The sequence below is a fragment of the Leuconostoc fallax genome, assembly GCF_004354645.1.
Classification (GTDB): domain Bacteria; phylum Bacillota; class Bacilli; order Lactobacillales; family Lactobacillaceae; genus Leuconostoc_B; species Leuconostoc_B fallax.
Genome location: NZ_PUFI01000015.1, coordinates 136,772 through 151,391, shown reverse-complemented (window position 1 = coordinate 151,391; position 14,620 = coordinate 136,772). Strand labels below are relative to the sequence as shown.

The following is a 14,620-nucleotide window of genomic DNA, read 5'->3' as shown; positions in this document are numbered from 1 at the left end:
TATTGCTGGGTTTAGTATACTCAAGACGCAAGGATTTACAATACATGATGTTAAAGTGCTACATAAATGAGTTTATGTGCAGGAAGAGAGAATTGTTATGCTAAATGGAAAACAACGACAAGCAGCGCAGTCGTGCCTTTGGATATGGGAAGCACTTGTTAAATTATTACAGGAGCAAGATTATCAAACGATTAAAGTTGCAGATATTTGTCAAGAAGCAGGGCTATCACGTAGAACTTTTTATCGATATTTTGACCATAAAGATGATTTGATTGATTATTATTGTCACAATAAAACACAAGATTATATTACTGAATGCCAAAAAATCGATATGGTACACACACCATTTGAAGAGATATGGCAGCGTTTCTTTGAATTTTGGTGGCAAGAACGTGATATTGTTAGGCTACTCATTGAACAGCAACTTTTTTATCGTGTTTCATTGCAGATGACGCAGCAACTTTCGGGAGTTTATACAATGTTTGATGCGCCGTGGCATCTTACAGAAAACCAAGAAGAAATTGATTATATTATGAGCTTCTCAATCGGTGGATTATTTAATGTTTTAAATAAGTGGTTGGTTAAAGCACAACCCGAAAGCCCAGAAAAAGTAGCACGTACTTTAATACATGCCACTCAATTTTGATGCAAAATAAAAAAGCATTCAGTTAGAATGCCGTGCAAATTATCTATTATCATGCATCAGGTTTAAATAGAGGGAGGGGTTGAAGATAGACAATATCGTCGCGTTTTGCGGCATCGCCTTCAGCCAATATAGCCGCTTTGGTTATAATTTTAACATTGATCTGCTGTAATAAGGTTTCAGCAGCTAATAAGGAACCACCACTACTAATAACATCATCTAATAAGATGATGTTTTTATTTTGCAAATAATCAGCGTCATTTTGATCCAAGACAAGTTGTTGATGTGCTTGTGTTGTAATTGCTGAAACGTCTGTCGTCAGTGGTGAGTTCATATAGCTTTTAACAGACTTGCGTAGGACGACATAACGTGGTTGCTGCATGAGTACAGCTAATTCTTGTGCTAAAGGAATACCTTTACTTTCCATCGTGACAATACAGTCGAAATCTTTAGGTAATCGATTTTTTAATTGTTGCGCTGCTTCATGTGCTAATTCTGCATCGCCGAGCAAAACAAATGACGCAATACTCGTTGTTGAGTTGATCGGTACAATGGGGAGGTCACGTTTTACGTGACCGATTGCTAAAGTATAATTTTTTGATATCATGTTTTAAGCTCCAAAACCTACGACGGGCAATAAGAATTTCAAAATGCCAGCAATCAAAAGTCCTGCAAAAGGATCAATAATTGCGGTGACAACTAATGTAATTGCTGGAATGATAATCTGTGTTCCACCTAGAGCTGTTGCAGCATCAGCCGGGAAGATAACGACGGCGCCAAGAACTAACAAAAAACCAGCAATGGATGTACTCGGAACATATTTACCAATTTTGGGTAACCAACCAGTAAATAAAATGATAGCCATCATAAGCATCATCATGATACCGGCTATAACTGGTTCAGGGGCACTAGCAGTAACTGAAATAATGGCTTCTACAGGCGCACCACCTAAAAGACTGGTACCCATATCAGCTAGTGCTTGTGTTGACGTTAATAAATTAAGATCTACTGGATTGGGTTTTATACCAGTCATCGATCCAGTAATTAAACCATATGAGATATTAGCGCCAATATTCAAACAGGCCAGACTCAAGGCACCACGTAAAATATTGAAACTCATCTTAGGTTTATAAAAGGTAAATTTACGGGCAGTAATATGGGCAGGCAATGTTTGTTCATAATTTTGGACAAAACGGGCATAACAGCTAGATAAAATAACGGATAGTGCAATTGTCCAAATTAAATCTTGCGTCAAGATATATGTCAAACCAGCGACTAAAATTGAAATAATGCCGACTTGCTTATCATCTTTTGCCATATTAATTGCGATTCGACTTAACATGATACCAACACCTGCCATCATACCGGCCATAATGGGCGCTCCCATGAAATCAACAATTTTGGTCAACATACCTGAAAAGCCAATAAATGCCATAATAACGGAACCAAAGAAAACGATGGAAACACGCTCCCGCATATCTTTACCTAGACCGCCAGTTAATGCAAGCGATTCGGCCTGGAAAGAAAGCGGTGCTACTGAGCCAAAAGTACCGTTGACAGCTGAGGCAAAGACAAAAGAAAAAGTGGTTGGAAAAACAGCGAACCCCAATGACATGGCTAAGATACCTTGTGGAATACCATTAAGCACGACACTGATGGCTGCAATGAAGTCTTGAAACCAGTGCATAATAAAAAATCTCCTATATGTGATGTTCATTCATAAATCATATAATAGCATATAAAAAGAGATTTAAGTTCGTTATAATTTGTTTATATTGTAAATATTTCGCTTATAAACGAAATAAAGTTCGTCTTTTATTATCTTTTATTTTGTGAAGCTTTACTACCTAGTATAATGGCGCCAGTTAAAGCGAGGATAACGAGTAAAGCTGCCAATATTGGTGAAGCCAATTGTACAATCATAATGATTGTTAAAATTAGTGTCATAACACTACTGATGATGGCCAACAAGAATGAAAAATGTTTACGGTCGACATCCACGGCTTTAATCGTTTTCATGACGAAGTAAAAACTAAAGCTGGTGAGGATCACAAGAATCAATAGACCAAATACAAAATAATGAATTGACGTACCATTATTTGCAGTGAGCCAAGCGTAGTTATTTTGAAGAGGGAACTTACGTTCAGGCATAGATTTAAGCATATGATTATGATGATACAAATAAACATTATAAATAACAGTGATAATCATAAACAAGATATTCAGGAGTGCTGCAACTTTAATCCTTGTAGGAATATTTTGTAAATTAATTTTATTAGGTTTCATATGGTTGTTAAGTATGTTGATTACGTTCTAGTAATCATCCTTTCATTTTTTATTTTAACGCTTTTATCAAGATAATGATGATTTGCGCATTATAAAATAAAAACATCAGTGTCGAGGGACACTGATGTTTTTTATTTAGTGTGTTGTAACACTGGCACCATCTTTTATAGAAATCGATGTATAGGCACTCTCAATGTGAGTTTTTTCGATAATTTGTTTGGTACCTTGAACGCCCATTTCGTAAAATGATTGTTTAATGCTGGTTAATTGTGGATAAATAACGTCACACAGTAGTGTGCCATCAATGCCCATAACTGATAAATCAGAAGGGATGACGCGGTTCAATTGACGTGCACGATTCATTACACCAGCAGCGACTAAATCACTTCCAGCTAAAATAGCAGTTAAGTTAACTTGCGTTTGTAAAATATTGACGGCATGAACACCATCAACGTAAAGCCAATTACCACCGATCACATAATCGTCGTGATAAGTAATATGATGCTCCTTCAGCGCTTGACGATAGCCATCAAGACGTAGATGTCCCACACAAGATTCAAGATTAGCACCAACAAAAGCGATATCATGATGGCCATGATTAATGAGATATTGGGTTGCTTGATACCCAATATCAAAATCGTTTGATGCAATGAAATGTAAATCTGGTTCAGATTGAGCAACTGATAGAAATATATAGGGAATATCAGCAGAACGTAAGAAATGTTCATTAGTTGGGCTAAGTGTAATACCGAGTAAGAGAATCCCCTTAACACTTCTTTCAGAGATTGTTTTGAGTGCCTGAAGCTGTAAGGCGTCATCATCTTCACCAGCATAAGCAATAATGGTATCCATATGGTGTAAAGAAGCTTCTTTTTGGATACCAGAAATAATCTCTTGCGCAAAGTTAGTCGGAGTTGCCGATAAAATAATTCCCAATACTTGACTTGTTTTAGTTACTAACTCAATTGCTGAACGATTTTTTCGATAATTTAAGTCTTCAGCAATTTGTTTAACCCGGGTAATGGTTTCGGTGGCATAGCCACTATATAATGTTTGCTTATTCGATAATATACGTGAAACAGTTGATGGAGAGACGCCAGCGACGCGGGCGATGTCTTTTATTGTAGTAGCCATAATTGTTACCTAGCTTATTTTAGATTCATTAGTTTAACTATAAGGTAGTCGTGCAAAATAGTAAAATAAAAAATATAATAACTATTGCAAACGTTTGCATAAAAGTGTTATAGTACTTTGTGTAAACGTTTACACGATTTTGATTAAACACGTTAGTTATTCAATCAATAGGCAAATATTTAATATTATTTTTGAATAATGCTTGATTGAATGCAATCCACCACATTTTGAGAAAGGTTAATATCATGAAAAAAGCAATATCCGCGTCACATACTGGTATGATGCGTTACGCGGTACTGTCAATATCTCTAATTATTACGACTGGTCCGGCAGTTTCATCAGCACTACCGTTAATGGCAAAGAATTTTCCCAACATCTCATTGGAAATGATTGATATGATTGCAACTGTTCAGCAATTTACAATTATGTTATTCTTGTTAATCTCAGGTACCATTGCAAAGAAGATAGGTATTAAGCGAACAATTGCGCTAGGCTTAATGATTACAGGCGTAGCTGGTATATTTCCTGTATTTAGTCAGAGTTTTGAAGCAATATTTATATCGCGACTATTGTTAGGTATTGGTATTGGTCTATTTAATTCACTGGCAATAACGGTTATTGATTTATTGTTTAGCGGCCATGATAAAGCACAAATGCTAGGTAATCGTTCTGCAATGGAACAGCTTGGTGTCTGTATTTTGAATTTAGTTGTCGGCCTATTGTTGTTAATTAATTGGCATATGGCATTCTTGATTTATGGCTTGGCATTTCCAATTATGATCTTCTTTTGGCGATATGTACCAGAACCACAAATTGATGACGAAAACAAAGAGGCACACCAAAGAATTAATTTGCCAGTAGTGCTGCTAGCCCTATTACTCCTATTCTTGGTGATGTGTTCAACAGCAATTATTGTGCAGATACCAAGTATCATCGTTCGTGGTGCTTTGGGATCAGCGACAACGGCTAGTCTGATTATTTCTTTGAACACTTTAGCTGGTATGGCAATGGGATTTTTATTTGGACGTATATACAAAGTGGCACGTTACATGACGCTACCCATTGGTACTTTTTTAATGGCGTTGGGTGCTATTCTGATCGGTACAGGTGGTAATCTATATATTGTGTCATTAGGTACAATATTGTGTGGCTTTTCTTATCCATTAGCTGGTACTTATGCATTTAATTTATTATCTAAGATTGCACCTGCTGGCTCAGAAACTTTAGGTAATTCAGTTTTGCTTATCGGCTGTAACTTGGGATCGTTTATTAGCCCAATTGGTGTTAGGGTATTAGCAAAAATTAGTGGTAATGGTTTTATCGGTATGTTTATTGTGTTATTAATCGTAACTGTTGGTATTGTAGCTTTTCAGTGGATTAGTAGAAGTGTTTCTAAAATAACGAAAGCGTAGGAAATGAATGATGAAGAAGAAAAATTGGTGGCAAGAAGCAGTTGTTTATCAAGTATATCCAATGAGTTTTCAGGATAGTGATGGTGATGGTATTGGCGATATTGGTGGTCTAACGCAACGATTACCTTATATTAAACGTTTGGGTGCAGACGTGATTTGGTTAAATCCAATTTATTGTTCACCTAACAAAGATAACGGTTATGATATTAGCGATTATCGGAATATCCAACCAACTTATGGCACCATGGCACAATATGATGAGATGCTAGCAACGGCGCACAAGTTGGGATTGAAGATTATGATGGATCTTGTGGTTAATCATACATCTGATCAACATGAATGGTTTATTGAAAGTAAAAAATCAAAAGATAATCCATATCGCGATTATTACATTTGGCATGATCCTGTTGATGGTCAAGCACCTAATAATTGGGGATCATTCTTCAGTGGTTCAGCTTGGAAATTTGACGAAGCTACTGGACAGTACTATTTGCATCTTTTTGCCGATGTTCAACCAGATTTGAATTGGGAAAACCCAGTTGTCCGTAATGAAGTATGGGATTTGATGAAATTTTGGCTAGACAAGGGAATTGATGGGTTCCGAATGGATGTGATTAATTTGATATCCAAAGAAGCTGGATTACCAGATATACCAAAACCAGATAATGCCATTTATGCTGATGCAACAGCTGTTGCTAATGGTCCGCGTCTGAATGAATTTTTGCAAGAAATGAATAGTAAAGTTTTGTCCCATTATGATGTGATGACTGTTGGTGAGATGCCAGGTGCAACACCTGAAAAGGCACAAGAATACACTAATTTGTCTGGAAATGAACTGAATATGGTATTCCAGTTTGAACACGTTGCGTTAACGCCCAATCCAGATGAAAGATTAACGAAATGGAATGATGAAAAGATTAAGCTGACTGATCTTAAAGCATCGCTATCTAAGTGGCAACTTGGTCTTGATGGCAAGGGATGGAATAGCTTGTATTGGAATAACCATGATCAGCCACGTGCTGTATCACGATTTGCAACAGATGACCCTAAATATCGTGTCAAAGCAGCTAAAATGTTAGCCACAACTTTACATATGTTGCAAGGTACACCATATATTTATCAAGGTGAAGAAATCGGTATGACGAATGTTAAATTTGACGACATTTCTCAATATGAAGATATTGAAACTTTGAATGCTTATCAACAGTTTGTTTTAGAAGACAAGATTGTTGATAAGGAAACGATGATGCGCTATTTCGCAACCATGTCGCGTGATCATGCGCGAACACCGATGCAATGGTCAACTGAAGAAAACGCTGGTTTTACAACTGGAAAACCTTGGTTTAATCTTAATCCAAATTATACTGATATCAATGTCGAGGCATCTTTGGAAGATGATGATTCTGTCTTTTATTATTACCAAAGACTCATTCAACTACGCCACGAGAGTGAATTGATTGTCTATGGTAGCTATGAAGCCATTGATCCAGAAGACAATGAAGTATTTGCTTACCGTCGTCATTATAATGGGCAAACATTGCTCGTTTTGAGTAACTTTACTGATCGAGATGTTGTACGTGATTACGGGCAGCGTAATGCCAAGCAGTGTTTGATTAGCAATTATGATGATGATCAGAGTGATCAACTAAGACCATACGAAACCAAAGTATTCTTATTTCAGTAACAATAAAAAACATCACGGGACGTGATGTTTTTTTTGTTTTGCATACCGATAATCATATTATTTGTTTGGCAAATATCATTATGTTAGTCTGAACGTGTAAAGAAGTTATCGTATGTTGGAAATAACTTCTGAGTTGAGTAACTGAGTCGTGTAAGTAAGAAAGGAGATATTATGGGACTATTATGGACATTGATTGTGGGGGCTATTATTGGTGCAATAGCTGGTGCAATTACAAGTAAAGGTGCCGCGATGGGGTGGATTAGTAATATCGCTGCAGGTCTTATTGGCTCATGGTTAGGTGAAATGCTACTTGGATCATGGGGTCCTTCACTAGCAGGAATGGCAATTATTCCATCTATTATTGGTGCGGTAGTATTAGTAGCTATAGTATCTTGGATTGTTGGTAGTCGGTCATAAATGAGTTGTGAAACACATATGCAGGAGGGTCTATGAATAAATTGATTAAGCTTCTGCTGTCCTTAGTTGGGTTGGTGTACATCGCAGCGTTATTACCAATTGCTGTAACAAGACGAGCGTTTCCGTTTTACCAAAATATTCATGACTACATGAGACAATTACCATTAGATCGACAAGAGTGGTCGCTATATTATTATTGGTTTGTGATAGGCTTACTTGGAGCACTCATTTTAGGTTTATTAGTTGTTTGGCTTTATCCAAAGCCACAGTATAATTTAACAATGACTAAGAGCCAAGAAGGGCAATTATTACTCACCGATCGTAGTATAACGAATTTTGTTCACACAATTGTTTCAGGGCGTGGTATTGATAGTACTAAAATCAAAGTGAAAATACGTCAGCGTCAGGTCAATATTATCGTTAAAGGCATGACGGCTAAAAAATCACAGATTAATGGTGCTTATGAAGATTTGGTGACAGAAATTAATCGCAAAGTGAATGGTTTAATTGGTAAGGATGATATTGATGTGAAAACTAAAATCATCGTTCATCGACAAACTGATCATAGTAGAAAAAATCCAAGAGTTGTGTGAGGTGAATACATGGAAAATTTTGATTTTCATCGTTGGAAACCGCTTATTGGATTGTCAGTTGGACTAGTTGTCGCCGTATTGTTTTTGACGATTGGTTTTTGGAAAACAGTTTTGTTAGTCTTACTATCATCTGTTGGTTATGCTATCGGCTTTTATATGCGAAAACATGATTTGAGTTTGGCAGTGGTTTTTGAAACGATTGTGTCAGTATTAAAACGTAGATAAAGAAGGAGAATGAATATGGTTAAAATTAATGAAACATCAACACCAGAAAAAAGTAGCAGTGATATTAAAGGCGAGCTATCTTATGACGATAAAGTAATTGAAAAAATCACGGGCATTGCTCTGGAACAGACACGTGGTTTACTAGACATCGATGGTGGCTTTATCTCAAATATTAAGAATAAATTGGTGAATACCGATAATCCCACCGACGGTGTTAGCGTTGAAGTCGGAAAAGAACAGGTTGCTGTCGACTTGAACATTATTGTAGAATACGGTGCGGATGTACGACGTGTATATGATGACATCAAAAGTACTATTTCACGCGAGATTAACAAGATTACAGGACTAGATGTTGTAGAAGTGAATGTTCGTGTTGTTGATATCCAGAAAAAGGAAGAGTTCGATAAAAAGTCTACTTCGTTGCAAGATAAGGCACAAGATGTCACATCTAGTGTTGGTAAATCAGCTTCTAAGGGAATCGACAAAGCAAAAGATACCATGAAATCAGACGAGGAACCTGCACGAGTTAAGTAGTTATGAATAATCAATAGTCAGTGGTAGATTAACACTGACTTAAAAAGTCTATGCTTTAGCATTGCTAAAAGCATAGACTTTTTTGTTATATTAAAACACTGAATATTATTCTGTGCTGACTTTTCGAATGCGGAAGACGAGATAAAAGTTAAAGAGTAGCATACATGCTGTAATCAAGAAGACAGACTGATAACCTAATATACCGGATACGACAGAACCAAGTAAGGGGCCAATAACGCCACCGGCTGCTTGGAATGATTGGTTATAACTAAAGATTCTCCCGAAAGCTTCGCGTGGGACACTGATTGTCAAAATTGTTTGTACAGCGGGAAGCATTGCCGCATTGGCCAAGCCGAACAAAAATCTTAAAGCAGCTAATGGCCAAGGGGATGTGACGAAGAACATAGGGATAAAAATAATTCCTGCGAAAGCTAAGCCAGCTAATAATACTTTGATTGGACCAGTTTTGTCCATCTGATGTCCGAGTCTTGAGGCAATGAGCAATGTACCAAAACCTGGCATTGCAGCAACGACACCACTAACAAATGATACGTTACCTTGATTACCCATTAGGTCTTTCACTAATAAACTGATAATGGGGGCGACTGACATTAAAGCAGCTTGGACCATTAATGTGGTACAAAACATCGTGATAATCATATTCGTATTCTTAAGATTGGCAAATATTTCTTTCATTGGCTTGAGCACTTTAGCCGTATTGGCTTTGAAGTGTTCCTGTGTATTAAATAATGTGAGCAAAAAGACCATTCCCATCATAACACCGGTAATAAAGAAAGGAATTCTAAAGCCAAACAAATCAGCTAAAGTACCTCCAATTAGCGGTCCGATGAGGTTACCTGTCACGCTGGCTGTCATCATGTTTGCCATGACTGATCCAGAACGACCGTGTTCAGTTTCACCAGCCATAAATGCAGTGGCATTATTGACATAGCCGGAAAATGCACCTTGAATGAGTCGCAAAGCAATAATCATCCAAACACTATTTGCTAAACCAGTTAAAAAGATTGTAAAGGTCATCACCAATGAGGCGCGTAGGCACATTAATTTGCGACCTTTTCGATCGGCTAAATTACCCCAGTAAGGTGAGACAATCGCTTGCGCTAAAAATGTGACAGCAAAAGCAATACCAGAATAAACATTGAGCTCCCAATGACTAAAATGACCTAATGTTGCGATATATAGTGACAGAAAAGGCATCGTCATTGAAAACCCTAACCCAGTCATAAAGCAGCCAAGCCAAAGCGTTACAAAGGTGCGTCGCCACTCACGGTATGCTTTTTTTTCGTCTTTTTGCATATTGAAACTCTCCAATGTCTTAAAAAACAATAATTATACTATTACTAAAAGTATACTAGTTTTTAATGAAATAAATCAAAAGCACGTCATGTTTACGATGATTTTGTGAGCGTTTATGCATCATATTATTTTGGGGAATGTTAAAATGAATGCAAATTCGAGTTGTTATTATACGACAAGGAGGTCTATGTTGATTGAAAAAGTAATGTTGAATGATGGGAATATGATGCCCCGTGTTGGCTTGGGAACTTACGAAGTTAGGGGTGGTCAAGGTCTCAATCAAATATTAGCTGCTATTCAAAGCGGTTATCGATTATTAGATACATCAACTAATTATGATAGCGAAGGGATTGTAGGTGAAGCTATTCGACGCTCAGGTGTCAGAAGATCTGAATTTTTTGTGACAACAAAATTACCCGGAAAATATCATCATTACAAAGATACACTTGATGCCATTCAAGAATCGTTGTGCAGAATGGGCTTGGCTTACTTTGATTTGTATTTAATTCATTGGCCATTACCGCAACGCAATCTATATGATGAAGCCTGGCGAGCTATGCTAACAGCGCAACAACTTGGCTTAGTGCGATCTATCGGCGTATCCAACTTTGAACCACAGCATCTGGATCATTTAATTCAAGAAACTGGGGTGGTTCCGGCAGTAAATCAAATTGAAGTACATCCGTATTGGATTAATCAACGAATGATTGATGAAAATCAAAAGCGGAATATTGTTACAGAGGCATGGAGCCCGCTGGGACGCCACAATGAGGCTAAATCAGAAGCAGCACTTGTAGATTTAGCTCGTAAATATCATAAAACACCTAGCCAGATTATATTAAGGTGGCATCTAGATAAAGGCGTAGTGCCATTGCCAAGATCACAAAATTTGGCACATCAACGTGATAATTTAGCCGTTTTTGATTTTAAATTAATGCATCAAGATATGGCGTTAATTGATACGTTAACACAGAAAAATGGTAGAATTGATAATCAAGATCCAAACACATATGAAGAATTTGAGTAATATTGTATACGGAGTATTTGTATGATTTGCCTTATTTTTTAAAATGTGATAATCTGGTGGCATATTAATCAAATGGAGGATCCGCTATTGAAGAATTAAACTGATTTTGAAACTGTATGAACATGTTATCTTTTAGATTTTAAAGGATATGTACGCAGATTTTCAGAATTGGGATAATTTTTGATAGTGGGTCTTTTTGTGTCCAATTATTTAAATATTCATTCTGAAAATCCTAATATGCTCACCAATAAGGTGGGCTGAAAGGACTAATATGACAACGATTGAATTTAAGAATTTAACTTTTGGTTTCGATACACAAGCATCATATTTATTTGACCAAACGCGTTTAGTTTTGCAATCTGAATGGCAATTAGGACTAGTTGGACGTAATGGGCGTGGTAAAACCACTTTACTCCGCCTCTTAATGGGCGACTATCACTACAAAGGTAAAATTGAACATCAGCTGGATTTCATATATTTTCCACAAAAAGTGACAGATAAAACAAAATTGACATATGATGTTTTACAGGATTTATCTCATTTTGAATTATGGAAAATTGAAAAGGAAATCACCTTACTTAATATGAACTTAGATAGTTTGTGGCGACCATTTGAAAGCTTATCTGGTGGCGAACAAACAAAAATTTTGTTAGCTTTATTGTTTGTAGATGATCAACATTATCCGTTAATTGATGAGCCAACGAATCATTTAGATGCAACATCTAGGCAACAAGTTGCACGATATTTACATGATAAACAACAGGGCTTTATTGTTGTTAGTCATGATCAATTATTTATTGATCAGGTTGTTGATCACGTCCTGGCAATTGAAAAGAGTCAATTAGTATTGTACCAAAGTGATTTTTCAACTTATCTGGAGCAAAAACAGCAACGCGATCAATTTGAATCAGCGCAGAATGAAAAACTCAAAAAGGAAATTACTCGTCTGAAACAGACTGCTGTGCAGAAGGCTGAATGGTCAAGAGGACGAGAGAGGGACAAGTTAGGTTCTCCAAATCAGCCGGGAAGTGGGGCTATTTTTGATACTGGTGCAATTGGTGCACGCTCGGCACGGATGATGAAACGCTCTCAAACGATGATGAAACGTATGCGCCAACAAGCCAATGAGAAGGCGCAATTATTGAAAGACGTTGAATATGTTAAATCATTGCATATGAATGTTAAACCATCACATCGTCAAAAAATATTAACAGTTGAGCATTTACAATTAAGTTACAATAATCAACCATTATTTGATCCAATTTCTTTTGAAATTCAAAAGGGACAACGGCTTGCAATTCAAGGTTCTAATGGTTCAGGTAAATCATCTATTATTCAATATTTATTTGACGCTTTTCATGGTGAAGCCACTGGGATAACAAGTCGGCTACAAGGATTAGCAGTAAGTTATTTATCTCAAGATTATGATAATAATCAAGGGACGCTACGTGAGTTTGCAGATCAACATGCATTGAATTATTCAGATTTTTTGAATAATTTGTGGCAACTAGGTGTAGAACGTCAGGTATTCCAAAATCGTATCGAAGATATGAGTATGGGGCAACGAAAACGAGTGGCTTTGGCACAGTCTTTAGTGACGCCAGCAGAACTGTTCATATGGGATGAACCATTAAATTATTTAGATATTTTTAATCAGCAACAATTAGAAGCAGTAATCCAAAAGATACAGCCCACGATGCTAATCATTGAGCATGATCGTCATTTCTTAAAAAATGTGGCAACAAAAACGCTAACTTTATCTTTGAATAATGGTAAGTAACGGGTAGCCATTATCGTTTTTTAGTATTAGTGATGTAGTAATTTAAGTAAACGATCAAACATTTTGAGCGTCTCTTGACTATCGACATAAGTAGCAATTTGATATGCTTGTTCAATCTTCTCATGTGTATTGGCTGTTATATTTTGTTGCTGCTCAAAAAAACCGGTCCAAAATAAAAGCCAGGTCTGAAATTTGAAGTTTTTACTTTTAGGTTGCCATAAGGGAACTTGGGTAAGTAAGTATTTTGTAACATGATACTTTTTCTGCATAATGCTTGCTTCTAATAAGTTAATAATGGTTTGACCAACAGTGTTTGAAACGGATTCTGAAAAATGGTCACAATTATCTTGATAAATAATTTCGGTAATATAAGGTTTTATTTTATCGACATCAATAACGTAGAGCGTGTGTTCTAAAATTCGAAGATCATAGTATTGCCATTTTGGTACTTGAAAGAAATAATCGATTAACCTATTTTGTTCAAGTTCAGTTGTTAATTTAAAATCCAGATGATATAACGTTGCTTTTACAACCATGTATTTGTGAAAGAGGCTGACATCATCTGGATTTCTTTTTATTGCTTGCAAAGATGAGATATACAATTTTTTAAGATCATTTTGATTATTAGTTTTGTACGCTTGCGATACAAAATCAAATAGGCGTTCGGTATCGGACGCATGAGTACCATAGACCATATCAAAATATTCATCAAAAGATATATTGAGTGCATGACAAAGCAGCAGCAAGGTATGATCACTTGGCTCTGCTTTGTTATTTTCTATTCGGGATACCATTGATTGGGAGCCAATTAACTGGCCTAATTGTTGTTGCGATATCCCTCTGAGTTTTCTAATTTCTTTGATGACTGATCCATGATTATTGTTCATTTTTTTACCAATTAAAATTATTCAATTTTGCATATTCCAGATTTCGAAAGTTTTTCCACTGTATATTAGTGCAGTTGGGTTGCAATATTAAATTAAATATTTTTTGATAAAATGTTAAACGTTAATCATTAGCCACTAATCATCCGTTTACTTATAATTTAGTCACATCTATCTTAATAAGAATAATAACATACTAGAAAATGTTAATGGTTATCCGGCACCATTTATTCACGAAAAATATGTAGTGGAATATTGTAACTGAGCAGAGCATCACGAATGATCCAATATTAAAAACATACTGGAAAATGTGTGTTTTTTAATATGCCGATTTTCGTGGTAAGTAACAGTCACTGTATTTATATTTTAAGGAGATATTTGGGATGAGAGATGAAATGAGACTGGTCAGGAAAAAGTTATACAAATCTGGGAAAGCATTAGTGACGGCAGGTATCTTTTCTGTAGTTGGATTTGGTGCTTTTATACAACAGGCTAGTGCAGATAATACACAAAATGATAGTATAACATTGGTCAAAGACGCAGGAGATGTATCGCATAAAACGGATACGATTTCTGTTCAGACAGCTGATAATACAACAGCAACAGACAAGGCTGCAGCACAAGTAACACAGGATACAGCAGCTAATACAACAGCAACAGACAAGGCTGCAGCACAAGTAACAC

16 protein-coding genes are annotated in these 14,620 nt (G+C 36.4%); 10 read left to right on the top strand and 6 right to left on the bottom strand.

Going from position 1 to position 14,620, the window contains the following annotated elements; genetic code table 11:
- Positions 1-97: 97 nt before the first annotated feature.
- Positions 98-646 (top strand): TetR/AcrR family transcriptional regulator, encoded by a 549-nt coding sequence (locus tag C5L23_RS07385; protein WP_010008504.1) that lies wholly within the window; start codon positions 98-100, stop codon positions 644-646.
- 49 nt (positions 647-695) lie between these two features.
- On the opposite strand, the gene C5L23_RS07380 is transcribed toward C5L23_RS07385, so the two are convergent.
- From C5L23_RS07380 to C5L23_RS07365, 4 genes are all read right to left on the bottom strand, one after another.
- Entirely contained in the window at positions 696-1,250 is a 555-nt protein-coding gene (locus tag C5L23_RS07380; RefSeq protein WP_010008503.1) for a phosphoribosyltransferase family protein, read from the bottom strand.
- A 3-nt stretch (positions 1,251-1,253) separates the two neighbouring features.
- Positions 1,254-2,330, bottom strand: a complete 1,077-nt coding sequence (locus C5L23_RS07375) for a guanine permease (RefSeq protein ID WP_010008502.1) — start codon at positions 2,328-2,330, stop codon at positions 1,254-1,256.
- A gap of 131 nt (positions 2,331-2,461) precedes the next feature.
- On the bottom strand, positions 2,462-2,929 hold the full coding sequence (locus C5L23_RS07370; protein WP_010008501.1) for a hypothetical protein: 468 nt from the start codon (positions 2,927-2,929) through the stop codon (positions 2,462-2,464).
- Between the two features lie 135 nt (positions 2,930-3,064).
- A complete protein-coding gene (locus C5L23_RS07365; protein WP_010008500.1) occupies positions 3,065-4,063 on the bottom strand; it encodes a LacI family DNA-binding transcriptional regulator in 999 nt (332 codons plus the stop codon).
- 245 nt (positions 4,064-4,308) lie between these two features.
- On the opposite strand from C5L23_RS07365, the gene C5L23_RS07360 reads away from it, so the two are divergent.
- From C5L23_RS07360 to C5L23_RS07335, 6 genes are all read left to right on the top strand, one after another.
- Complete coding sequence (locus C5L23_RS07360; protein ID WP_133264589.1) at positions 4,309-5,475, top strand: MFS transporter; 1,167 nt, start codon at positions 4,309-4,311, stop codon at positions 5,473-5,475.
- Positions 5,476-5,485: 10 nt separating this feature from the next.
- Positions 5,486-7,159 (top strand): glycoside hydrolase family 13 protein, encoded by a 1,674-nt coding sequence (locus C5L23_RS07355; protein ID WP_010008498.1) that lies wholly within the window; start codon positions 5,486-5,488, stop codon positions 7,157-7,159.
- Positions 7,160-7,330: 171 nt separating this feature from the next.
- Positions 7,331-7,576, top strand: coding sequence for a GlsB/YeaQ/YmgE family stress response membrane protein (locus C5L23_RS07350; RefSeq protein ID WP_029508711.1), 246 nt, complete (start codon positions 7,331-7,333; stop codon positions 7,574-7,576).
- A 32-nt stretch (positions 7,577-7,608) separates the two neighbouring features.
- Positions 7,609-8,169 carry an alkaline shock response membrane anchor protein AmaP gene (gene amaP / locus C5L23_RS07345; protein ID WP_010008496.1) on the top strand — a complete coding sequence of 187 codons (561 nt, stop codon included), beginning with the start codon at positions 7,609-7,611 and terminating at the stop codon, positions 8,167-8,169.
- 9 nt (positions 8,170-8,178) lie between these two features.
- The gene (locus tag C5L23_RS07340) at positions 8,179-8,394 is read left to right on the top strand and encodes a DUF2273 domain-containing protein (RefSeq protein WP_010008495.1); all 216 of its coding nucleotides are present in this window, start codon (positions 8,179-8,181) and stop codon (positions 8,392-8,394) included.
- A gap of 15 nt (positions 8,395-8,409) precedes the next feature.
- Positions 8,410-8,928 (top strand): Asp23/Gls24 family envelope stress response protein, encoded by a 519-nt coding sequence (locus C5L23_RS07335; protein WP_010008494.1) that lies wholly within the window; start codon positions 8,410-8,412, stop codon positions 8,926-8,928.
- A 105-nt stretch (positions 8,929-9,033) separates the two neighbouring features.
- On the opposite strand, the gene C5L23_RS07330 is transcribed toward C5L23_RS07335, so the two are convergent.
- Entirely contained in the window at positions 9,034-10,245 is a 1,212-nt protein-coding gene (locus tag C5L23_RS07330) for an MFS transporter (protein WP_133264587.1), read from the bottom strand.
- A gap of 187 nt (positions 10,246-10,432) precedes the next feature.
- Between C5L23_RS07330 and C5L23_RS07325 the strand changes: the two genes are divergently transcribed.
- Together C5L23_RS07325 and abc-f are read left to right on the top strand one after the other, a co-directional pair.
- Positions 10,433-11,272, top strand: coding sequence for an aldo/keto reductase (locus C5L23_RS07325; protein ID WP_010008492.1), 840 nt, complete (start codon positions 10,433-10,435; stop codon positions 11,270-11,272).
- 271 nt (positions 11,273-11,543) lie between these two features.
- The gene (abc-f, locus tag C5L23_RS07320) at positions 11,544-13,052 is read left to right on the top strand and encodes a ribosomal protection-like ABC-F family protein (protein WP_010008491.1); all 1,509 of its coding nucleotides are present in this window, start codon (positions 11,544-11,546) and stop codon (positions 13,050-13,052) included.
- 26 nt (positions 13,053-13,078) lie between these two features.
- Here abc-f and C5L23_RS07315 read toward each other — a convergent pair whose 3' ends face one another.
- Positions 13,079-13,939 carry a helix-turn-helix domain-containing protein gene (locus C5L23_RS07315; protein WP_010008490.1) on the bottom strand — a complete coding sequence of 287 codons (861 nt, stop codon included), beginning with the start codon at positions 13,937-13,939 and terminating at the stop codon, positions 13,079-13,081.
- Positions 13,940-14,319: 380 nt separating this feature from the next.
- Between C5L23_RS07315 and C5L23_RS07310 the strand changes: the two genes are divergently transcribed.
- Positions 14,320-14,620: KxYKxGKxW signal peptide domain-containing protein (locus tag C5L23_RS07310; RefSeq protein WP_133264678.1), on the top strand; the 301-nt coding region annotated here is incomplete at its 3' end.